General features: G+C 60.3%; 21 protein-coding genes and 1 tRNA gene. 20 read left to right on the top strand and 2 right to left on the bottom strand.

The genetic code is table 11. The features are described 5' to 3' along the window. Positions 1-2 precede the first annotated feature (2 nt). The 7 genes from NDJ10_RS09530 to NDJ10_RS09500 all read left to right on the top strand — a co-directional run bounded on the left by NDJ10_RS09530 (position 3) and on the right by NDJ10_RS09500 (position 6,679). Complete coding sequence (locus NDJ10_RS09530; RefSeq protein WP_296161538.1) at positions 3-458, top strand: MaoC family dehydratase; 456 nt, start codon at positions 3-5, stop codon at positions 456-458. Continuing rightward, the gene (locus tag NDJ10_RS09525) at positions 455-1,666 is read left to right on the top strand and encodes a CoA transferase (RefSeq protein WP_296161537.1); all 1,212 of its coding nucleotides are present in this window, start codon (positions 455-457) and stop codon (positions 1,664-1,666) included. The genes NDJ10_RS09530 and NDJ10_RS09525 overlap by 4 nt, the downstream gene beginning before the upstream one ends. An 11-nt stretch (positions 1,667-1,677) precedes the next feature. After that, the gene (gene aroE, locus NDJ10_RS09520; RefSeq protein ID WP_296161536.1) at positions 1,678-2,499 is read left to right on the top strand and encodes a shikimate dehydrogenase; all 822 of its coding nucleotides are present in this window, start codon (positions 1,678-1,680) and stop codon (positions 2,497-2,499) included. Positions 2,500-2,617: 118 nt separating this feature from the next. Continuing rightward, a complete protein-coding gene (locus tag NDJ10_RS09515; protein ID WP_296161534.1) occupies positions 2,618-3,625 on the top strand; it encodes a TRAP transporter substrate-binding protein in 1,008 nt (335 codons plus the stop codon). A 112-nt stretch (positions 3,626-3,737) separates the two neighbouring features. Further along, the gene (gene aroQ / locus NDJ10_RS09510) at positions 3,738-4,184 is read left to right on the top strand and encodes a type II 3-dehydroquinate dehydratase (RefSeq protein WP_296161532.1); all 447 of its coding nucleotides are present in this window, start codon (positions 3,738-3,740) and stop codon (positions 4,182-4,184) included. Continuing rightward, complete coding sequence (locus NDJ10_RS09505; protein ID WP_296161530.1) at positions 4,184-5,119, top strand: hydroxymethylglutaryl-CoA lyase; 936 nt, start codon at positions 4,184-4,186, stop codon at positions 5,117-5,119. Before aroQ ends, NDJ10_RS09505 begins: the two co-directional genes overlap by 1 nt. A gap of 189 nt (positions 5,120-5,308) precedes the next feature. Further along, positions 5,309-6,679, top strand: coding sequence for a tryptophanase (locus NDJ10_RS09500; protein ID WP_296161528.1), 1,371 nt, complete (start codon positions 5,309-5,311; stop codon positions 6,677-6,679). A 12-nt stretch (positions 6,680-6,691) separates the two neighbouring features. Here NDJ10_RS09500 and ipdC read toward each other — a convergent pair whose 3' ends face one another. Continuing rightward, on the bottom strand, positions 6,692-8,314 hold the full coding sequence (gene ipdC / locus NDJ10_RS09495; protein WP_296161526.1) for an indolepyruvate/phenylpyruvate decarboxylase: 1,623 nt from the start codon (positions 8,312-8,314) through the stop codon (positions 6,692-6,694). A 127-nt stretch (positions 8,315-8,441) separates the two neighbouring features. On the opposite strand from ipdC, the gene NDJ10_RS09490 reads away from it, so the two are divergent. Next, the gene (locus NDJ10_RS09490; RefSeq protein WP_296161524.1) at positions 8,442-9,290 is read left to right on the top strand and encodes a 3-hydroxybutyryl-CoA dehydrogenase; all 849 of its coding nucleotides are present in this window, start codon (positions 8,442-8,444) and stop codon (positions 9,288-9,290) included. An 86-nt stretch (positions 9,291-9,376) separates the two neighbouring features. Further along, positions 9,377-9,907, top strand: coding sequence for a GNAT family N-acetyltransferase (locus NDJ10_RS09485; RefSeq protein WP_296161522.1), 531 nt, complete (start codon positions 9,377-9,379; stop codon positions 9,905-9,907). 6 nt (positions 9,908-9,913) lie between these two features. Here the strand turns inward: NDJ10_RS09485 and NDJ10_RS09480 are convergent, their stop codons facing one another. Beyond that, the gene (locus NDJ10_RS09480; RefSeq protein ID WP_296161520.1) at positions 9,914-10,384 is read right to left on the bottom strand and encodes an SRPBCC family protein; all 471 of its coding nucleotides are present in this window, start codon (positions 10,382-10,384) and stop codon (positions 9,914-9,916) included. Between the two features lie 119 nt (positions 10,385-10,503). Here NDJ10_RS09480 and NDJ10_RS09475 point away from each other — a divergent pair, with 119 nt between their 5' ends. The 11 genes from NDJ10_RS09475 (at position 10,504) to NDJ10_RS09425 (ending at position 20,071) form a co-directional block, all read left to right on the top strand. Further along, the gene (locus NDJ10_RS09475; protein WP_296161518.1) at positions 10,504-11,481 is read left to right on the top strand and encodes a tRNA-dihydrouridine synthase; all 978 of its coding nucleotides are present in this window, start codon (positions 10,504-10,506) and stop codon (positions 11,479-11,481) included. 71 nt (positions 11,482-11,552) lie between these two features. Then, complete coding sequence (gene uvrB, locus NDJ10_RS09470; protein WP_296161516.1) at positions 11,553-13,673, top strand: excinuclease ABC subunit UvrB; 2,121 nt, start codon at positions 11,553-11,555, stop codon at positions 13,671-13,673. A 122-nt stretch (positions 13,674-13,795) separates the two neighbouring features. Then, positions 13,796-14,332: a Fe-S cluster assembly transcription factor gene (locus NDJ10_RS09465; RefSeq protein WP_296161514.1), complete on the top strand. Its 537-nt coding sequence runs from the start codon at positions 13,796-13,798 to the stop codon at positions 14,330-14,332. Positions 14,333-14,357: 25 nt separating this feature from the next. Further along, a complete protein-coding gene (locus NDJ10_RS09460; protein ID WP_296161512.1) occupies positions 14,358-15,578 on the top strand; it encodes an IscS subfamily cysteine desulfurase in 1,221 nt (406 codons plus the stop codon). A gap of 25 nt (positions 15,579-15,603) precedes the next feature. Next, positions 15,604-16,002 (top strand): Fe-S cluster assembly scaffold IscU, encoded by a 399-nt coding sequence (gene iscU, locus NDJ10_RS09455; RefSeq protein ID WP_296161511.1) that lies wholly within the window; start codon positions 15,604-15,606, stop codon positions 16,000-16,002. 20 nt (positions 16,003-16,022) lie between these two features. Continuing rightward, positions 16,023-16,346: an iron-sulfur cluster assembly protein IscA gene (iscA, locus tag NDJ10_RS09450; RefSeq protein WP_296161509.1), complete on the top strand. Its 324-nt coding sequence runs from the start codon at positions 16,023-16,025 to the stop codon at positions 16,344-16,346. After that, entirely contained in the window at positions 16,343-16,861 is a 519-nt protein-coding gene (gene hscB, locus NDJ10_RS09445) for a Fe-S protein assembly co-chaperone HscB (RefSeq protein ID WP_296161507.1), read from the top strand. Before iscA ends, hscB begins: the two co-directional genes overlap by 4 nt. A gap of 61 nt (positions 16,862-16,922) precedes the next feature. Beyond that, positions 16,923-18,779 carry a Fe-S protein assembly chaperone HscA gene (hscA, locus tag NDJ10_RS09440; RefSeq protein WP_296161504.1) on the top strand — a complete coding sequence of 619 codons (1,857 nt, stop codon included), beginning with the start codon at positions 16,923-16,925 and terminating at the stop codon, positions 18,777-18,779. Between the two features lie 117 nt (positions 18,780-18,896). Next, the gene (gene fdx, locus NDJ10_RS09435) at positions 18,897-19,235 is read left to right on the top strand and encodes an ISC system 2Fe-2S type ferredoxin (protein WP_296161502.1); all 339 of its coding nucleotides are present in this window, start codon (positions 18,897-18,899) and stop codon (positions 19,233-19,235) included. 7 nt (positions 19,236-19,242) lie between these two features. Further along, entirely contained in the window at positions 19,243-19,971 is a 729-nt protein-coding gene (gene dnaQ / locus NDJ10_RS09430; RefSeq protein WP_296161500.1) for a DNA polymerase III subunit epsilon, read from the top strand. A gap of 25 nt (positions 19,972-19,996) precedes the next feature. Continuing rightward, positions 19,997-20,071: transfer RNA gene (locus NDJ10_RS09425), tRNA-Val, on the top strand. The last annotated feature ends 131 nt before the right edge of the window (positions 20,072-20,202 follow it).

Below are 20,202 nucleotides of genomic sequence, written 5' to 3'. Positions count from 1 at the left end.
TCATGACCCAAACACCTGAAAAATACTGGGATGACGCCCAGGAAGGCGACAGCTGCATCAGCCCGACCTACACCGTCACCAAAGAACGCATCCTGGCTTATGCCGATCTCACGGGTGACCACACCCCGGTGCATGTGGATGAAGCCTATGCCAACGCCAGCCACTTCGGTTGCATCGTGGCGCATGGTTTGTTTGGCCTGTCGATCGCCGATGGCCTGAAAACGCAGAGCGATTACCGTTTTCTTCCTGGCATGTCATTGGGCTGGGCCTGGGACTTTTTGTTGCCCATCAAGGTCAACGACGTGCTGCATGTGAAGTTCAGGGTGACCGGCCTGCGCGCCTCCAAAAGCCGCCCTGGTTGGGGCATTGTGGTCCTGCCGTCGGAACTGATCAACCAGGACGGTCAGGTGGTGCAAAAAGGTGAACACCAACTGATGGTCCCCCGGAGGCCCGCATGAACCAGAACTTGCCACTCAATGGCTTTCGTGTGATCGATTACAGCCACTTTCTGGCTGGTCCCTACCTGTCCCGCTGCCTGGCCGCACTGGGCGCCGAAGTGATCAAGGTCGAACGTCCGACCGAGGGCGATGCAGGACGTCACCATGCCTACTTCGTGGGCGATTACAGCGGTTACTTCCTGCAGCAAAACATGGGTAAGAAGGGCTTGTGCATCAACCTGCGCGACCCGCGTGGTCTGGCGCTGATGCACAAGCTCACCGACACGGCCGATGTGTTCGTGGAAAACTACCGTCCCGGTGCACTCAGGAAATTGGGACTGGGCTACGACGAGTTGTCCAAACGCAACCCCGGCCTGGTCTATTGCTCCATTTCCGCTTACGGCCACACCGGACCGGATGCGCACCGCGCCGGTTTTGGCTTGATTGCCGAGGCCAAGAGCGGCATCATGGCCATGGTCGGCAACCCGGGCGAGGCGCCGCCCTTGCTGCGCGTGTCGCTGGGTGATATGTACACCGGCATCCATGGCGTGGCCTCGGTCTGCGCAGCGTTGCTGGGCCGGGTCAAATCGGGCAAGGGACAGCACATTGATTTGTCCTTGTACGACTGTCTGGTGTCGATTCACGACTACGCAGTGCAGTGCTACACCTTGTCGGGCGGCAAGGAGTTGCCGGTGCAAACCGGTCACGACATGCCGCAAAGCACCCTCTACGGTGTGTTCACGGCACAGGACGGCTATTTGGTGATTGCCGCGCAGGTGGATGACGCCTGGAAGCGTTTTGCCAGGCTTGCGGGTGGCGAGGCTTTTGCCGCAGATACGCGCTTTCACACCAGTGCGGGACGCAACGAAAACCGCCAGGAAATATTGGCCGTGGCCAAGGCTTGGGTGGCATCACAGACCGTGTCGCAATGTCTGGCGGCACTGGACGCCATCGACGTGCCCTGCGCCAAGGTGCAGAACATCGCCGAGGTGCTGTCGGATCCGCAGATTCAGGCGCGCGGCATGGTGCTGGAGCAGGATCACCCGGTGCTGGGCAAGATCAAGTTGCCCAATCTGCCGTTCCGCTTCACCGGCATGCCGGCATCCACGCCGTGCGTGGCCCCCGACATGGGCCAGCACAACCGCGAGATTGCCGCCAGCCTGGGCTTTGGCGTGGATGACATTGACGCCATGGTGCGCGACGGCGTTCTTTACAGCCCAGCCGTCTGAGGAATGTTCCCATGACCGACTCCTATGCCGTGATTGGCAACCCGATTGCCCAAAGCAAATCACCCATGATTCACGCCGCCTTTGCTGAACTCACCGGCCAGGACCTGGTGTACGACAAGATGGAAGGTCCGATCAATGGCTTTGAAGCGGCTGTGGATGCATTCCGCGCTGCGGGCGGCAAAGGCCTCAACATCACTGCGCCGTTCAAACTCAAGGCTGCGGCCTACGCCACACACGTCTCCGAGCGGGTCAAACTTTCAGGCGCGGCCAATGCCATGAAGTTCGACGACGAACAGATATTGGCCGAAAACTTTGATGGCATTGGCCTGGTGCGCGATGTCACGCACAACCTGAATTTCCCGCTCAAGGGCAAACGGGTGCTGATGCTGGGTGCCGGCGGTGCGGCGCGCGGGGCCTTGTTGCCGTTCCTGGCGGAGCAACCGGCCGAGTTGGTGCTTGCCAATCGCACCCTGCAAAGAGCCATGGATCTGGCCAGCATCGGCGCGCAGCAGGGCCGGGTGCGCTCCAGCAGCTATGCGGAACTTGCCGGACAGACCTTCGATGTGGTGTTCAACGCCACGTCTGCCAGCCTGCGTGGTGAGCTGCCGCCGGTGCCGGTCACGGTTTTTTCAAAGTGCACGTTGGCCTATGAACTGGCCTATGGCAAAGGCTTGACCCCTTTTTTGCGCCTGGCAGCCAATTCCGGTGTACGCCAGTTGGCGGATGGTGTTGGCATGCTGACCGAGCAGGCTGCCGAAGCCTTTTTCTGGTGGCGGGGTGTGCGCCCTGACACCGCCCGGATGATTGCGCAATTGACCGTTCCGCTGGCTTGAGGCAAGCGTCGATGCGCTGCATGGACCACCAGGTTTTATTGGGTTGTTGCGGTGCTGGGTACGCCGCCGCAACAGCCGTTCTTTCTGCGACCCGATTGCACATTAATTGGAGACACTCATGAAACGACTCGTACTTAAATCAATCGTCGCCGCTGCGACCCTGGCCGCTTTGGGCATGGCTTCTGCGCAGGACATCAAGGAGCACAACTTCAAGTTTGCAGTCAACGCCCCCGAAGGCCACCCAGCGATTGCGGGTATGAAGAAGATGGCTGATCTGGTCGCGGCCAAATCGGGCGGCAAGATGCAAATCAAGCTGTTCCTCTCCGGGGTACTCGGCAGCGACCAGGCCAACATTTCAGCCATCCAGGGCGGCACGCTGGAAATGGCTGTCATGAATACCGGTATTCTGGCCAGTGTGACCAAGGAACTGGCGATTTTCGACTTTCCGTTCCTGTTTGCCAATGGCAAGGAGTCTGACGCGCTGGTTGACGGCCCGGTTGGCAAGAAGCTGCACCAGAAACTCGAAGCCAAGGGTTTGATCGGTCTGGCGTATTGGGAACTCGGCTACCGTGAAATTACCAACAGCAAACGCCCCATCAACAAGCTCGAAGACATCGAGGGCCTGAAACTGCGCGTGATCCCGAACCCGATCAACGTGGCCTGGGTCAAGGCGCTGGGCGCCAACCCGACCCCGCTGCCCTTCCCCGAGGTGTACAGCGCCTTGGAGCAGAAGGCCATCGACGGTCAGGAGAATCCGATCTCGGTGATCGCGGCCAACAAGTTCTGGGAGGTGCAGAAATACGTGGTCATGTCCAATCACCAGTACAACCCGCAGTCGGTGATCTTCAGCAAGAAGATCTGGGACAGTCTGAGCCCGGCCGAACGCAAGATTCTGGACGACTCGGCTGATGAGGCCGCCAAGGTTCAGCGTGAGCTGGCCCGTGCCGCGGTCGATGCCAACATGAACCTGTTGAAGAAGAACGGCATGCAGGTGAGTGAATTCCCGCCGGCCGAGGTGGCCAAGCTGCGCGAGAAGATGAAGCCGGTGATTGCCCAGTTCAGCGCCAACGTGGGCGAAGAGACGGTGGCGGAAGTCCAGGCCGAATTGGCCAAGATGCGCAAGTAAGTTGCTGGAAGTGGCTTGGGCAAGCGTTTGCCGGAGTCACTTGCGATCGAATCCGCGTGGCCAATTTGTAATTTTTCAGTTCAATTTTTAAATTTCACCAAAAGGAAAAATCATGAAAGTTCTCATGCTGCACGGCATCAACCACAACATGTTTGGCAAGCGCGACCCCAAGCAGTACGGCACCATCACGCTCGACGAGATCAATGCCTCGTTGAGCGCGCTGGGCCAGGAACTGGGTGTCGAGGTCCAGGCTTACCAGACCAACTGTGAAGGCGAGATGTGCGAGCGCATCCACCTGGGCTACCAGGACGGTGTCGATGCCGTGCTGATCAATGCCGGCGCCTGGACGCATTACTCCTATGGCATTCGTGACGCGCTGGCCATCCTGACCTGCCCGGTCGTGGAGTTGCACATGTCCAACATCCATGCACGCGAGGAATTCCGCCACCACTCGGTGTTCGGCGAAATCGTCATGGGCCAGATTTGTGGTTTTGGCGTGGACAGTTATCTGCTGGCCTTGCGCGCTGGCGTGTCGGCTGCAAAAGCAGCCAGGAAATAATGTCCACATCTCTACAGCCCATTGACGTTCTGATCAGCGAAGTCGGACCGCGTGATGGTCTTCAGTCGGTCAAGGCCATCATGCCGACAGCCGACAAGTTGCGCTGGATCGACGCGCTGGTGGCAGCCGGTCTGCGCGAGATCGAAGTGTGCTCCTTTGTGCCGGCCAAGCATCTACCGCAGATGGCTGACGCCGCTGACGTGGTGCGCCATGCGTTGACACACCCCGGCCTCACCGTCATGGCCTTGGTGCCCAACGCGCGTGGCGCCGAGGCGGCACTGAAGGCGGGTGTGCACAAGTTGACTCTTCCGGTGTCGGCCAGTGAAGCACATTCACTGGCCAATGTGCACATGACGCGCATGGCGATGATTGAGGCGGTACGTGCCATCGTGCGCATGCGCGATGAACTCTCGCCCGGCGTCAAGATCGAGGCAGGCATATCAACCGCTTTCGGCTGCACCATTCAAGGTGAGGTCAAGGAAGATGACGTGGTGTGGCTGGCCAGTCAGTGTGTTGAAGCCGGAGCCGACGAGGCAGGGCTTTCCGACTCTACGGGTATGGCCAACCCGGCGCAGGTCAAGCGGCTGTTTACACGGGTGCGTTCGGAAATTGGCAACAAAACGGGTGCTGCGCATATGCACAACACGCGTGGCCTCGGGCTGGCCAATTGCCTGGCGGCCTATGACGTGGGTGTGCGCACCTTCGATGCGTCGCTGGGCGGTCTGGGGGGATGCCCCTACGCGCCAGGTGCCACCGGCAACGTGGTCACGGAAGACCTGGTGTTCATGTTCGAGGCCATGGGCCTGCGAACCGGGGTCGATCCGGCCAAGCTCATAGCCGCACGCTTGCCGCTGATGGCCGGAATTCCCGGCGAACCGCTGTATGGCATGACACCGTTGGCCGGGCTGCCCAAAGGCTGGGTCCAGGCAAACTGACTGGTTGGCAGTGCGTCGGTTTCAGGCTAGGCAAAGACTGCGCGTCGGTTTCAGGCTAGGCAAAGACTGCGCGATATCGTTCGCCGCAGGTCGCGGCACAAACGGATGCCCATGTTGGAAATAACCGACACCACGAGCCCTCGGGCGGTGCTACCTTCTTGTTTTTTTGAAACCCCGCAAGGAAACACCATGCCCAAAACCCTGATCGAGCCGTTTCGCATCAAAAGTGTCGAGCCGATCCGCATGACCACCCGGCCTGAGCGCGAGCAACTGCTGGAAGCCGCCAAACTCAATGTGTTCAAGCTGCGCGCCGAAGACGTGCTGATTGACTGGCTCACCGACTCCGGCACCGGCGCCATGTCGTCGCGCCAGTGGGGCGCCATCATGGAAGGCGACGAAAGTTATGCCGGTGCGCGCAGCTTTTACCGGCTGGAAAAAGTCATCCAGAACATCACCGGCATGCAGTTTTTTGTGCCCACCCACCAGGGCCGTGCCGCAGAAAAAGTGCTGTTCACGGCGGTCTGCAAAAAAGGCGACGTGGTGCCCAACAACTGCCACTTTGACACCACCCGCGCCAATCTGGAATACCTTGGCATTGAGGCGCTGGATCTGGTGATTCTTGAGGGCCTGCAGCCCTCCCTGATGCATCCGTTCAAGGGCAATATTGACCTGGAGCGGGCTGAAAAGCTGCTGCAAGAGCAGGGTGAGCGGATTCCGTTTGGCATGATCACCGTCACCAACAACACCGGTGGCGGCCAGCCGGTGTCGATGGCCAACATCCGCGCCTACGCCAAACTGCTCAAGGCGCATGGCAAGCCCTTCATCATGGACGTGTGCCGCTTTTCCGAAAACGCCATGTTCATCAAGATGCGCGAACCCGGCTACGAAAACACGCCGATCAAATCTATCGTGCAGGAGATGTTCAGTTATGCCGACGGCGCCACCATGAGCGCCAAAAAGGATGGCATGGTCAACATTGGCGGTTTCATCGTGCTGCGCAGTGAAGAGTGGATGGACGCGGTGCGCAATGTGCTGATCATGACCGAAGGCTTTCCCACCTACGGCGGCCTGGCCGGGCGCGACCTGGAAGCGCTGGCCGTAGGGCTGGAGGAGGGCATGCAGGAAGACTACCTGCGCTACCGCCTGCGCACCGCCGAATACCTGGGCGAGCGCTTGGAAGCGGCCGGCGTGGGCTTTGTCAAACCCACCGGCGGCCATGCGGTGTACATCGACGCGCGCACCGTGCTGCCCGACATGCCAATTGCCCATTACCCGGCCTGGGCGCTATGCAACGCGCTGTACCTGGAAGGCGGCATTCGCGGGGTCGAAATTGGTTCGGTGATGTTTGGCAAGCGCCTGGCCGATGGCACCGAGACCTACCACAGCATGGAACTGGTGCGCCTGGCCTTCCCGCGACGCATGTACACGCAAAGCCACTTTGATTACGCGGCGGAGGTGATTGCCGAGGTGAAAGAAAAAGCGGCCAGCATCCGCGGTGTCAAGATCACCAAGCAGCCGCAGTTTTTGCGGCATTTCACCTGCGAGTGCGCCTGGGTCTGAGGCGCGAAGCTCCTATTTGACCGCGTTGAGCCGCTTGACCCCCGCCACAAACCTTGCCAGCGTAGTCGACAGCACGCCGCTGGGTATGGTGATTTCAATCAACTGGAACCTGCCGCGTGTGGCCATGGCCTGGTCCAGCGCGGCTTTGAGTTCAGCCCGGGTGCCCACCCGCACCCCGTCGCCGCCCAGCCCGGCCGCCATTTCGGCAAAGCCCCAATGGCCCAGGTCGTTGAAGCCGGACTCGGGCTGGAAGGTGCGCAGCATTTCCCAGCTCGCATTGTTGAACAGCAGCACGATCGGGTCCCAGCCGTAGCGTTTGCAGTTGCCCAGTTCCCAGCCGGTCATCTGGAAAGCGCCATCGCCCACCAGAATCAGCGGGCGTTCACCCGTGGCGGCTTGCAGGCCCAGGCCGGCGGGCACGCCAAAACCCATGGTGGCGTAGTAGCCGGGCGCCACCAGCGCGGTGTGGCTGATCTCCATGGCGGTAAACAGGCAGTCGCCCATGTCGGAGGCCATCGGCATCTTGCCGTGTGCGGCCATCAGGTCGTTGACCGCGGTGGCAATGTCGGTGGGCGTGATGCTTTGGTCGTCCAGCGGCAGGTCGGTGGGAAAGTGCTGCGGTGTCACGCTGAAGGCCTTGTCGGGCCCGGTTACACGTTCCAGCATGCGGTTCACCACGGCGGTCAGTGGCAGCTTGGCGTAGGTGTGGTAGCCGATGTTGACCTGGCCGTTCAAGGCCTGGATGGTCTTGCGCATGTCGATCTTGGTTTCCGACACGGCAAAGTTGGTATCGCAGATGATTTCGCCCAGCAAAAACAGGCCGTCCGATCCTTCCACCAACTGCGTTACTTCGGGAAAGCCTGCCACGCCCATGTAGGTGCCGACCAAAGGGGCGTCCTGGTCGGCCAGCAGGCCGCGGCCCATAAAGCTGGTGACCACCGGCAGCCCCAGACGGCGTGACAGGGTGGCCACTTTGTCCTCCAGGCCGTAGCGGCGCACTTCCACGCCGGCCATCAGCACGGGGGTTTTTGCTTGTTTGAGGCGCTCCAGGATTTCGTCGACGCAGGCATCGAGGGCATCGGGGTCAACCTGGAACGCGGCTTCGGGCACTACCTCCAGACAGGGCACGGCCACCATGTCGCGCGGGATCTCGATGTACACCGGCTCGGAGTGGCGCAGGCAGTTGGCCAGCACCCGGGCGATGTCGGCCGGGGCGCGTTCGGCGTCGTCCAGTCGAGTCTGGTCGCAGGTGATTTCCTTGAAAATCTGGAACTGGCTGTCGAGCGTCTTGGCCTGGTGGTGCAGCAGCAGGCCGGAACGTGACTCGTTCTTGCCCGGCCCGCCAGACAGCACCACCAGCGGCGATTTTTCGGCAAAGGCGGCTGCCACCGAATTGATCATGTTGAGCGCACCCGCGCCGTAGGTCACCGCCGCCACGCCGAGGCTGCCGTTGATGCGCGCGGCGGCATCGGCGGCAAAACCCACGCCGGGCTCGTGCGACAGGGTGTAGAGCGGCAAAATTTGCGACTCTTCGATGATGCGGAAATAGGGCAGGGCAAAATCGCCGGGGATGCCAAAAATCTGCCGTGCACCGTGTTTTTTGAGCGCGGTCAGCAGTTGTTCGGTGAGATTCATGTGGAATGTCTCCTGGGTTTTGAGGTGGGCGGATTATCGCGGCAGGACTTGTCATTGCCGGGAATGTCAGCGATGCGGCAAGCTTTGGCAGTTAACATCATGAGATCAATTCAAAGGAGTCTTCAAGATGGGAATCACAACAGTTGGCATCATTGGCGCGGGCACCATGGGCAACGGCATTGCACAGGCTTGCGCCGTGTCGGGCATCAAGGTGGTGATGGTCGATATTTCAGAAGCGGCAGTGGCCAAGGGCATCGCCACGGTGTCAGGTAGCCTGGACCGTTTGATCAAGAAAGAAAAAATCACCGCCGATGACAAGGCAGCAGCCATGGCCCGCATCCAGGGCAGCACCAGCTACGACGACCTCAAGGGGGCGCAACTGGTGATTGAAGCCGCCACGGAAAATTACGATCTGAAGGTGAAAATTCTCAAGCAGCTTGATGCCTTGCTGGCCCCGGAGGTGCTGGTGGCCTCCAACACCTCGTCGATTTCGATCACCAAGCTGGCTGCCGTGACCACCCGTGCCGACAAATTCATCGGCATGCATTTCTTCAACCCGGTACCCATGATGGCCTTGGTCGAGATCATCCGCGGCCTGCAAACCAGCGATGCCACCCACGCGGCGGTGCACGCCATGGCCACCGCCTTGGGAAAAACCCCGATCACGGTCAAAAATGCCCCCGGTTTTGTGGTCAACCGCATCCTGGTGCCGATGATCAACGAAGCCTTCTTTGTGCTGGCCGAAGGGCTGGCCACGCCAGAGGACATTGATGCCGGCATGAAGCTGGGTTGCAATCAGCCGATCGGTCCGCTGGCGCTCGCCGACATGGTCGGTCTGGATGTCTGTCTGGCGGTGATGGAGGTGTACCTGAGCGAGTTTGGAGACAGCAAGTACCGCGCCTGCCCCCTGTTGAAAGAAATGGTGGCCGCGGGCCGCCTGGGGCGCAAAACCGGGCAGGGCGTTTACACCTACTGATGGCTGGGAATCATGGCCTTGCCGCCTTGCGGCGACAATCTGCTGCTTATTTTGATTGATGGCCGGGCTGGTCCCCGGCGCTTGTTATGTCTTTGATCACGCCTACCGAAGTGCGTCCCGCCCTGATGCGCGACGCCAAGTCCATTGCCGAAATTCGCACCCGCTCCAGTCAGGCCGCTTTCAAGGCTGTTTTTCCCGGTGAGGCCGTGCCAATGGGCGGCACCCCCGAGCACAGTCTGGTTTACTGGCGCGAGGCCATTGAATACAGCGAACCCCAGGTGCTGGTGGCCGTGCAAGGCAGCAAGGTCGTGGGTTTTGTTGGCTTTGACCGTTCACGCGACCCCAAAACGCCCAACACCATGGGCGAGATATGGTCCCTGTATGTTGAACCCGAGCAATGGGGCCAGGGCGTCGGGCTGGCGCTGTGGGACGCCGCGCGTGAGGGTCTGATCTATGAAGGCTGCACCAAGGTCAGCGCCTGGGTGCCGCTGGGTTTTGAGCGCGCCCTGCGCTTTTTTGATATGGCCGGTTTCAAGCGCGAAATGACCAGCATCAAGACCGTGCCCATGGGTAATACCCGGGTTGAGGAAATCCGCTTCAAGCGGGACCTGAACTGATCGCGCTCACACTTCGCCGCCAAAATGCCGGCTGAGCTGGTCAATGTATTGCTCCACCAGTTTCTCGAACTCGTGCTCAACCACCGGGGTGATCATTTTTTTCATCAGGCCCGGCAGTGGCAAGCTGAGTTCGCCCTGAAGCTGGAGCACCAGATGGGTGGATTTTTTCTTGTCGGTGATTTTCCAGGAGCCTGACACCAGCGCGTTGCCTTCACCCGGCACCGGGGTCCAGAGGACGCTGCCCTTGGTCTTGTTGGACGTGTATTTCGACGCATAAATGGTTTGCAGGCTGATCTGGGCGATACCAATTTTTTCCATTTCCCAGCGGTAAACGCCATCACCCAGGTCCACCAGCTGATCCACTTTCGGGAAAAAACTGGCGGACTTCGGCACGTCGGACAGGGTGCCAAAGACGGTCGTGAAGTCGGCCCTGACCGCAAATTCGTAAGCCAGGTCGATGTTGACGGTGATGGTCATGTGCAGTGTCTAGCAAGGGGTTGAAAACTGGTGACTGTACGGATCGCGGCTGTTTCTGTCAAAACCGCGCCACAGGGCCCGACAATCCAACCTGGACTTTCCAATTTCATCCACACCAAATGACCACGCCCAGCCTGCTTCTTGCCCCCATGGAGGGCTTGCTTGACTTTGTCCTGCGTGACATTCTGACGCGCGTGGGCGGGGTCGATCGGTGCGTGTCGGAGTTCATCCGTATCACCGGCACGCTCTACCCCGAGCGAGTTTTTTTGCGTTATGTGCCGGAACTGCTGCAGGGCTGCAGGACCGCATCGGGCATACCGGTGCGGCCGCAATTGCTGGGCTCCGACGTGGTCTGCCTGGCCGACAACGCGGCGCGTCTGGCGGCCATGGGGGCGGAAGGCATTGACCTGAACTTTGGCTGCCCGTCGCCGGTGGTGAACCGGCACCGTGGCGGTTCGGCCCTGCTCGAAGAGCCAGAACTGTTGTTCCAGATTGTGTCTGGCGTGCGCCGGGCCGTGCCGGCGCATCTGCCGGTGTCGGCCAAGATGCGGCTCGGCCTGCATGACGACCGTCGCGCCGAAGCCTGCGCCCTGGCGATCGAGGCCGCTGGTGCTTCTGAGTTGGTGGTGCACGCCCGCACCAAGGCCGATGGCTACCGGCCGCCAGCCTACTGGGAGCGTATTGCCGACATCCGTCAGGTGGTGCGCCTGCCGCTGGTGGCCAATGGCGAGATCTGGACGGTGGCTGACGCCCTGCGCTGCCAGCAGGTGTCGGGCTGCCAGAGTCTGATGCTGGGGCGCGGCATGGTGGCCAACCCGGCGCTGGCATGCGGCATCCGGGCCGCTTTGGGGGCAAATCCCGCCTCGGCCAGCCTGAGCTGGCCGCAGCTGCTGGATCTGATCGCTGAATTCTGGCGTCTGGTCTGCGCCCACCTGGAGCGCGGGCAGCAAACCGGTCGCCTCAAGCAGTGGCTCAATTTGTTGCGGCGGGTCTACCCGCAGGCGCAAACTGCGTTTGCCGAGGTGCGGACCTTCCACGACCCGGCTGACGTGGAGCGCTGGTTGAAAACCCAGGCATTAGCCGGTGTCGGGGCTTGAGTCCGGCCTGGCGCCGTTTTTTTGTGCATTCGATAACATCCCCCCTGATTTGAATTTTGAGCTGATCCTGCATGTCTGAAACCCTGTCCCTGGCCGTGAACGATGTTTCCGAGCCCAAGCGTACCGGCACTTTTGTGCGCTACCCCGACTCGCCCTTTGAGCTCTACCAGCCCTATCCGCCTGCCGGCGACCAGCCCGAGGCCATCAACCAATTGGTGGAAGGGGTCAACGACGGCGAGGTGTTCCAGACGCTGCTGGGCGTGACGGGTTCGGGCAAGACCTTCACCATGGCCAACGTTATTGCCCGCCTTGGGCGTCCGGCCATTGTGTTTGCGCCCAACAAGACGCTGGCTGCCCAGTTGTACAGCGAGTTCCGCGAGTTTTTCCCGAAAAACGCGGTCGAGTATTTCGTCAGTTACTACGACTACTACCAGCCCGAGGCCTATGTGCCGCAGCGCGACCTGTTCATTGAGAAAGACTCGGCCATCAATGAGCACATCGAGCAAATGCGCCTGTCCTGCACCAAGAGCCTGCTGGAGCGGCGCGACGTGGTGATTGTGGCCACGGTGTCGGCGATCTACGGCATTGGCCAGCCCGAGGCCTACCACCAGATGGTGATGACGCTGCGTGCCGGCGACAAGATGGGCCAGCGCGACATGATTGCGCAATTGGTGCGCATGCAGTACCAGCGCAACGACATCGATTTTTCTCGCGGCGCCTTTCGCGTGCGCGGCGACACCATCGACATTTTTCCGGCTGAGCACTCCGAAATGGCGATCCGCGTCGAGCTGTTTGACGACGAGATCGAGAGCCTGCAGCTGTTCGACCCGCTGACCGGGCGCATCCGGCAGAAGATTCCGCGCTTCACGGTCTACCCCAGCAGCCATTACGTGACGCCGCGCGAGCAGGTTTTGAGCGCGGTGGAGGCGATCAAGATCGAACTGGCCGAGCGCATCAAGGAATTTGTCAGCCAGGGCAAGTTGGTCGAAGCGCAGCGCATCGAGCAGCGCACCCGTTTCGACCTGGAAATGCTCAGTGAAGTTGGCCACTGCAAGGGCATCGAAAACTACAGCCGCCACCTGAGTGGCGCCGCGCCCGGCGAACCGCCGGCCACGCTGACCGACTACCTGCCCAAGGACGCGGTGATGTTTCTGGACGAGTCGCATGTGCTGATCGGCCAGTTTGGCGGCATGTACAACGGCGACCGCTCACGCAAGACCACGCTGGTCGAGTACGGCTTCCGGCTGCCCAGCGCGCTGGACAACCGGCCGCTCAAATTTGAAGAGTTCGAGACCAAGATGCGCCAGGCCATTTTTGTCTCGGCCACGCCGGCCCAGTGGGAGAAAGACCATGCCGGCCAGGTGGTGGAGCAGTTGGTGCGACCCACCGGCCTCGTCGATCCCGAGGTGGAAGTGCGCCCGGCCTCAGCCCAAGTCGACGACGTGCTGCAGGAAATCCGCATCCGTGTCGACAAGCACGAGCGGGTGCTGATCACCACACTCACCAAGCGCATGGCCGAGCAGCTGACCGATTATTTGAGCGACAACGGCGTCAAGGTGCGCTACCTGCACAGTGACATCGACACCGTGGAGCGGGTCGAGATCTTGCGGGACCTGCGCTTGGGTACGTTTGATGTGCTGGTGGGCATCAACCTGCTGCGCGAAGGGCTGGACATTCCCGAAGTGTCGCTGGTGGCGATTCTGGACGCCGACAAGGAAGGTTTTCTGCGTTCCGAACGCTCGCTGATCCAGACCATTGGCCGCGCGGCCCGCAACCTGGAAGGGCGGGCCATTTTGTACGCGGACAAGGTCACCGAGTCGATGCGCAAAGCCATTGATGAGACCGAGCGCCGCCGGGCCAAGCAGGTGGCGCACAACCTGGCGCACGGCATCACGCCGCGCAGCATCGTCAAGGAAGTGCGTGACCTGATCGACGGCGTCTACAGTGAAAAAGCGGGCCGGGAGGCCGAGAAGCTGGAGCGCGATGCCATGCAGCGCGCCCAGGTGGAAGATATGAGCGAGAAAGACATCTCGCGCGAAATCAAGCGTCTGGAAAAACTGATGATGGAACACGCCCGCAACCTGGAGTTCGAGAAGGCTGCGCGGGTGCGCGATCAACTGGCGATTTTGAAGGAACAGGCCTTTGGTGCAGCGGGCAGCGACAACCTGCTGGCCTTGGTAGCGGCCAAATAACCTTATAAAGTTACTGAGCAGTCTATTTACCCGACTAAAACACTCGGTTTTTGATTATAATGGCCCACGTTATCCCTCTTAAATATCGATTTAATTGATAACAAAACATCAGGAGTGTTGCCATGCGTTTAACTACCAAAGGCCGTTTTGCGGTCACCGCCATGATTGATCTGGGCTTGCGCCAGTCGGCAGGTCCCGTCACCTTGGCCGCCATCAGCCAGCGTCAACAAATTTCCCTGTCTTACCTGGAGCAGCTGTTTGGCAAGCTGCGCCGCAACGCGCTGGTGGAATCCACACGCGGGCCTGGCGGCGGCTACACGCTGGCGCGCTCGCCGGCCGACATCACCGTGGCCGAAATCATTACCTCGGTGGACGAGCCCATGGACGCCACCCAGTGCGGCGGCAAGGAAAATTGCCTGGGCGAGGGCGCGCGCTGCATGACCCATGAGCTGTGGGCCTCGCTGAACGTCAAAATGGTTGAATTTCTGGACTCGGTCAGCCTGCAAAAGCTGGTTGACGAGCAACTCGCCAAGGGTTTTCAGATGGAAGAAAAACCCAACCTCAAGCGCGCCATCTCCAGCATGCCGGTCATGAAACCCATCCGCATCAACGCCCCCAATTCGGTGTTTGCGCTGGGCTCCTCGTTCGCCAAGATGTAATACTTTCCCCTCAAGAGCAAGCCCTATGGACAGCACCCCACATTTCCCGATTTACATGGACTACAGCGCCACCAACCCCTGCGACCAGCGGGTGGTGGATGCCATGATTCCCTGGCTTAGAAGCCATTTTGGTAACCCGGCGTCGCGTAGCCACGCCTGGGGCTGGGAGGCCGAAGCCGCCGTTGAAAACGCCCGCGAACAGGTGGCGGCTCTGATTGGCGCCGACCCGCGTGAGATCGTCTGGACATCGGGTGCCACCGAGTCCAATAACCTGGCGCTCAAGGGTGCAGCGCACTTTTACCAGTCCAAGGGCAAACACATCATCACGGTCAAGACCGAGCACAAGGCAGTGCTTGACACCTGCCGTGAACTGGAGCGCCAGGGCTTCGAGGTGACCTACCTCGACGTGCAGAGTGATGGTCTGGTGAATCTGGACGCCTTCAAGGCCGCCATTCGCCCCGACACCATCCTGGCCAGTGTGATGTACGTCAACAATGAAATCGGCGTCATCCAGGACGTGGCTGCCATCGGCGCCATTTGCCGTGAGAAAGGCGTGGTGTTCCATGTGGACGCCGCCCAGGCCACCGGCCGTGTGGCCTTCAACATCAGCCAGATGCCCATTGACCTGATGAGCCTGACGGCCCACAAAACTTACGGCCCCAAGGGCATTGGCGCCCTGTTTGTGCGCCGCAAGCCACGCATCCGCATCGAGGCGCAAATGCACGGTGGTGGCCATGAGCGCGGCATGCGTTCCGGCACGCTGCCCACGCACCAGATCGTGGGCATGGGCGAGGCCTATCGCATTGCCAAGTTAGAAATGGCCGCTGAACTGGTCAAGATCCAGGCCTTGCACGACCGCATGATTGCCGGCCTGGAAAGTATTGAGCAGGTCTTTATCAACGGCCATCTGACGCAGCGTGTGCCGCACAATCTGAACATCAGCTTCAACTACGTCGAGGGTGAGTCGCTGATCATGGGCATCAAGGGCCTGGCTGTCTCAAGCGGTTCGGCCTGCACCTCGGCATCGCTGGAGCCCAGCTATGTGCTGCGTGCCCTGGGCCGTAGCGACGAACTGGCGCACAGCAGCCTGCGCATGACCATTGGCCGCTGGACCACCGAAGAGGAAATTGATTACGCCGTGGCGACCATCCGGGAAAACGTGGCGCGCCTGCGCGAGCTCAGCCCGCTGTGGGATATGTACAAGGACGGCATCGATATATCCACGATTCAGTGGGCTGCCCACTGAACCCAACCCATCCAGGAGAAACAAAATGGCATATTCAGAAAAAGTAGTGGATCACTACGAACACCCGCGCAACGTGGGCTCTTTTGACAAGGGCGACGACTCCGTCGGCACTGGCATGGTCGGGGCACCGGCTTGCGGCGACGTCATGAAATTGCAGATCAAGGTCAACCCCGAAACTGGCGTGATCGAAGACGCACGCTTCAAGACCTATGGCTGCGGTTCGGCCATTGCCTCGTCGTCATTGGTGACGGAATGGGTCAAGGGCAAGACGCTGGATCAAGCTGCTGCGCTAAAAAACAGTGAGATTGCCGAAGAACTGGCCTTGCCACCTGTCAAAATCCACTGTTCTATTTTGGCCGAAGATGCCATCAAGGCGGCTGTCAACGATTACCGCCAAAAGCACACTGAAGCGCAAACCGCATAATCAAAACCTATTCACCAATCATGGCTGTGACGTTGACAGAAGCCGCTGCCCGGCACGTGACCCGCTACCTGACCAAACGGGGTCAGGGCGTGGGTGTGCGCCTGGGTGTCAAAACGACCGGATGTTCCGGCATGGCCTACAAGCTGGAGTATGTCGACGAGATCGGCCCCGAAGACATGGTGTTTGAAGGTTTCGGCGTGAAAGTGCTGGTTGATCCCAAGAGCTTCGCCTACCTAGATGGTACCGAGCTCGACTTTGTCCGCGAAGGCCTCAATGAAGGTTTCAAGTTCAACAATCCAAAAGAGCGTGACCGCTGCGGCTGCGGTGAGTCTTTCCGGGTGTGAATCTTCAATCTGACGATTTTGAGCTGTTCGGTCTGGAGCGGCGTTTTGCCCAGGACCGTACCGCGCTCGATGCCCGCTGGAAAGACCTGCAGCGTCAGGCGCACCCCGACAAGTTCAGCGCCCAGGGCAGCGCTGCACAGCGCGTGGCCATGCAGTGGTCGGTGCGCATCAACGAGGCTTACCAGCGTCTTAAAAGCCCGTTGAAACGTGCTGCCTATCTGTGTGAATTGCACGGCGCACCAGTCAATGCCGAGAACAACACCGCCATGCCCGCATCGTTCCTGATGCAGCAAATGCAGTGGCGCGAAGAACTTGACGAGGCGCGAGATCCCCAGGATCTGGAGCAGATCAACCAGCAGTGCCGCCTGGCCGAACGCGACGTACTTCTTAGAATAGAGCAGCTGCTGGACCAGTTGCATGACTACGCAGCCGCCGTGGCGCAGGTCAGGGCGCTGATGTTCATTGAACGCTTTGCTGCAGATGTCAATGACCGGCTTGACAGCATAGAAACCTAACCATTCAAAATCCAGCGGTCATTGCGGACCTGATCCGCAAGTCTTGTCTGCCTTACCCATCATGGCTTTACTTCAAATCTCCGAACCCGGGCAAACGCCCAACCCGCATGAGCGACGCATTGCCATCGGCATCGACCTGGGCACCACCCATTCGCTGGTGGCCAGCGTGCGCCATGGCGTGGCCGAATGCCTGCCCGATGCCCAGGGGCGGGTGATTTTGCCGTCGGTGGTGCGCTACCTGGCCGGCGGCGGCCGTCAAATTGGTGATGATGCCGTGACCGGCGGTGTTGGCGACCCCGAAAACACCATCGCCTCGGTCAAGCGTTTCATGGGCCGCAGCCTGAAGGACGTGGCGCTGGCCGCCAAGCTGCCCTACCATTTTGTCGACCATCCCGGCATGCTGGGCCTGCAAACCGTGCAGGGTGAAAAGTCACCGGTGGAAGTGAGTGCCGACATCCTGGCTACGCTGCGTTACCGCGCCGAAGACACCTTCAACGCCGACCTGTATGGCGCGGTGATCACGGTGCCAGCCTACTTTGACGACGCCCAGCGCCAAGCCACCAAGGACGCGGCGCAAATGGCCGGCCTGAACGTGCTGCGTCTCATCAACGAACCCACTGCCGCCGCCATTGCCTATGGTCTGGACAACGCCAGCGAAGGGGTTTACGCGGTCTACGACCTGGGTGGCGGCACCTTTGACATTTCCATACTCAGACTCACCCAGGGTGTGTTTGAGGTGGTGGCCACTGGCGGCGATTCGGCGCTGGGGGGTGACGACTACGATCATGCGTTGGCCGACTGGGTGCTGGCACAAACTGGCGCAACTGCAGCCAATGCCACCGACAAGGCCGCCCTGAAGGCCGCCGCGCGCGCCTGCAAGGAAGCATTGACGGACGCGGCAGTCGCAACTTTCCGTGCTCAATTGACCAGCGTAGAACTCAACCTGGAGGTCAAGCGCGCAGACTTCGACGCTGCCAGCCAGGCGCTCACGGCGCGCACGTTGCAGGCGGTGCGCAAGGCACTGCGTGACGCCAAACTGGCTGCCGACGAGGTCAAGGGCGTGGTGATGGTGGGTGGTTCCACACGCATGCCGCAGATTCAGCAGGCCGTCAGTGCATTCTTTGGCCAGGCACCGCTCACCAACCTCAACCCGGACGAAGTGGTGGCGCTGGGTGCAGCCATTCAGGCCAACCAGCTGGCCGGCAACAACCCGGGTGGCGATCTGCTGTTGCTCGACGTGATTCCGCTGTCGCTCGGTGTCGAGACCATGGGTGGTCTGGTGGAGCGCATCGTGCTGCGCAATGAGACCATTCCCACCGCCAAGGCGCAGGACTTCACCACCTACATTGACGGCCAGACTGCGCTGGCGCTGCATGTGGTGCAGGGCGAGCGCGATCTGGTGGCGGACTGCCGTAGCCTGGCGCGCTTTGAGTTGCGCGGCATTCCACCGATGGCGGCCGGTGCGGCACGCATTCGTGTCACCTTTACCGTCGATGCTGATGGCCTGTTGAGTGTGTCGGCGCGCGAGCAGGGCAGCGGTGTCGAGGCACAAATTGCCGTGAAACCGTCCTACGGTCTGGCCGATGACCAGATTGCACGCATGTTGCAGGAAAGCTTCACCACCGCCGAGGCCGACATGCAGGCCCGCGCCGTGACCGAGGCGCGCGTGGACGCCGACCGCATGATCCTCGCCACCGTGAGCGCGCTCCAGGCTGACGGCGATTTGCTCGACGACGCCCAGCGCGCCGACATCGACCGACTGATGCAGTCCGTGCAGGCCGCGCGCACGCTCGAAGACGCCAAGGCCATTGAGGCCATCACGCTGGCGCTGGCCAAGGGCACCGAAGCCTTTGCCGCGCTGCGCATGAACCGCGGCATCCAGAAAGCGCTGGCTGGTAAAAATATCGCGACAATTTAAGATGCTTGCGGGTCGGACCACTTTGCGCAGCAAATGTGCTCTGACCCCAACAAAATAGGAACTTGCGGGTCAGACCACCTTGTGTAGCAAACGTGCTCTAACCCCAACCAATCAACTATGCCCACCATTAAAATTTTGCCCCACGCTGAATACTGCCCGCAGGGCGCCGAGCTGTCTGCCCCGGCGGGTACTTCCATTTGCGAAGCCTTGCTGGACAACCACATTAACATTGAGCACGCCTGCGAAATGAGCTGCGCCTGCACCACCTGCCACGTCATCGTGCGCGAAGGCTTTGAGTCCTTGGCACCGTCGGAAGAAGACGAAGACGACCTGCTCGACCAGGCCTGGGGCCTGCAGCCCAATTCACGCCTGAGCTGCCAGGCCATCCTGGCGCAGAAAAACCTAGTGATCGAGATTCCCAAATACTCCATCAACCACGCCAAGGAAAATCACTGATAAAACCATGCGCCAAGTCTTTCTGGATACTGAAACCACGGGCCTGTCGGCTGACAACGGTGACCGCATCATCGAGATCGGCTGCGTCGAGATGCTGCACCGCAAGCTCACGGGCAACAACCGTCATTTCTACGTCAACCCGGGTCGCGACAGCCACGAGGAAGCGCTCAAGGTGCACGGCATCACCAGCGAGTTCCTGAAGGACAAGCCCAAGTTCGCAGAAGTCGCCCAGGACCTGCTGGACTACCTGAAAGACGCGCATGTTGTCATCCACAATGCGCCGTTCGACCTGGGCTTTTTGAACATGGAGCTGGCGCTCATCAAGCAGCCGCCGGTCAAAAGTGTGGTGGCCAGCATCACCGACACCCTGGTCATGGCCAAGGAGATGTTTCCGGGCAAACGCAACTCGCTCGATGCCCTGTGTGACCGCCTCGAAGTTGACAACTCGGGTCGCACGCTGCACGGCGCGCTGCTGGATGCCGAGCTGCTGGCCGACATGTACATCAACCTCACCCGTGGCCAGGATGCCCTGCTCATGGACGAGGCGCCCACCACCGATGCCAACGGCGCCCTGGTCAGCGCGCTGGACCTGCGCCAGTTTGTGCTGCCGGTGATCTGCGCCAGCGAGCAGGAATTGACCGCACACGAAGACGTGTTGAAGCAAATTGACAAGTCAAGCAATGCCGAGACAATTTGGCGCACGCGAGAGCAGAAAACGCCAGAAACTGTGACATAATCTGCGTCTTTCCTGAACAGGGAAAGGGCGGTTAGCTCAGGGGTAGAGCACTGCATTCACACTGCAGGGGTCACAAGTTCGAAACTTGTACTGCCCACCAAAAATACCTATTGAAAAAGCACTTGGCGGAAACGCTAAGTGCTTTTTTTGTTGCCGGCGTCCTAAACCACCTGCTGGCGAATGCCAGCTACTTGTTCAGGCAGGGGCCCACATCTGGGAAGCTGAATAGCC

This window comes from Rhodoferax sp. (genome assembly GCF_023700745.1).
In the GTDB taxonomy this organism is placed as follows: domain Bacteria; phylum Pseudomonadota; class Gammaproteobacteria; order Burkholderiales; family Burkholderiaceae_C; genus Rhodoferax.
This window is presented reverse-complemented; position numbering and strand designations above follow the sequence as displayed.

Excerpts from the sequence above, each read along its gene's own strand:
- aroQ (WP_296161532.1), top strand. The coding sequence starts at position 3,738 with ATGAAAGTTCTCATGCTGCACGGCATCAACCACAACATGTTTGGCAAG.
- NDJ10_RS09465 (WP_296161514.1), top strand. The coding sequence starts at position 13,796 with ATGCGTTTAACTACCAAAGGCCGTTTTGCGGTCACCGCCATGATTGAT.
- NDJ10_RS09530 (WP_296161538.1), top strand. The coding sequence starts at position 3 with ATGACCCAAACACCTGAAAAATACTGGGATGACGCCCAGGAAGGCGAC.
- NDJ10_RS09460 (WP_296161512.1), top strand. The coding sequence starts at position 14,358 with ATGGACAGCACCCCACATTTCCCGATTTACATGGACTACAGCGCCACC.
- ipdC (WP_296161526.1), bottom strand. The coding sequence starts at position 8,314 with ATGAATCTCACCGAACAACTGCTGACCGCGCTCAAAAAACACGGTGCA.
- iscA (WP_296161509.1), top strand. The coding sequence starts at position 16,023 with ATGGCTGTGACGTTGACAGAAGCCGCTGCCCGGCACGTGACCCGCTAC.
- NDJ10_RS09525 (WP_296161537.1), top strand. The coding sequence starts at position 455 with ATGAACCAGAACTTGCCACTCAATGGCTTTCGTGTGATCGATTACAGC.
- hscA (WP_296161504.1), top strand. The coding sequence starts at position 16,923 with ATGGCTTTACTTCAAATCTCCGAACCCGGGCAAACGCCCAACCCGCAT.
- uvrB (WP_296161516.1), top strand. The coding sequence starts at position 11,553 with ATGTCTGAAACCCTGTCCCTGGCCGTGAACGATGTTTCCGAGCCCAAG.
- aroE (WP_296161536.1), top strand. The coding sequence starts at position 1,678 with ATGACCGACTCCTATGCCGTGATTGGCAACCCGATTGCCCAAAGCAAA.
- NDJ10_RS09515 (WP_296161534.1), top strand. The coding sequence starts at position 2,618 with ATGAAACGACTCGTACTTAAATCAATCGTCGCCGCTGCGACCCTGGCC.
- NDJ10_RS09485 (WP_296161522.1), top strand. The coding sequence starts at position 9,377 with ATGTCTTTGATCACGCCTACCGAAGTGCGTCCCGCCCTGATGCGCGAC.
- NDJ10_RS09475 (WP_296161518.1), top strand. The coding sequence starts at position 10,504 with ATGACCACGCCCAGCCTGCTTCTTGCCCCCATGGAGGGCTTGCTTGAC.
- NDJ10_RS09480 (WP_296161520.1), bottom strand. The coding sequence starts at position 10,384 with ATGACCATCACCGTCAACATCGACCTGGCTTACGAATTTGCGGTCAGG.
- NDJ10_RS09500 (WP_296161528.1), top strand. The coding sequence starts at position 5,309 with ATGCCCAAAACCCTGATCGAGCCGTTTCGCATCAAAAGTGTCGAGCCG.
- NDJ10_RS09490 (WP_296161524.1), top strand. The coding sequence starts at position 8,442 with ATGGGAATCACAACAGTTGGCATCATTGGCGCGGGCACCATGGGCAAC.
- iscU (WP_296161511.1), top strand. The coding sequence starts at position 15,604 with ATGGCATATTCAGAAAAAGTAGTGGATCACTACGAACACCCGCGCAAC.
- NDJ10_RS09505 (WP_296161530.1), top strand. The coding sequence starts at position 4,184 with ATGTCCACATCTCTACAGCCCATTGACGTTCTGATCAGCGAAGTCGGA.
- dnaQ (WP_296161500.1), top strand. The coding sequence starts at position 19,243 with ATGCGCCAAGTCTTTCTGGATACTGAAACCACGGGCCTGTCGGCTGAC.
- fdx (WP_296161502.1), top strand. The coding sequence starts at position 18,897 with ATGCCCACCATTAAAATTTTGCCCCACGCTGAATACTGCCCGCAGGGC.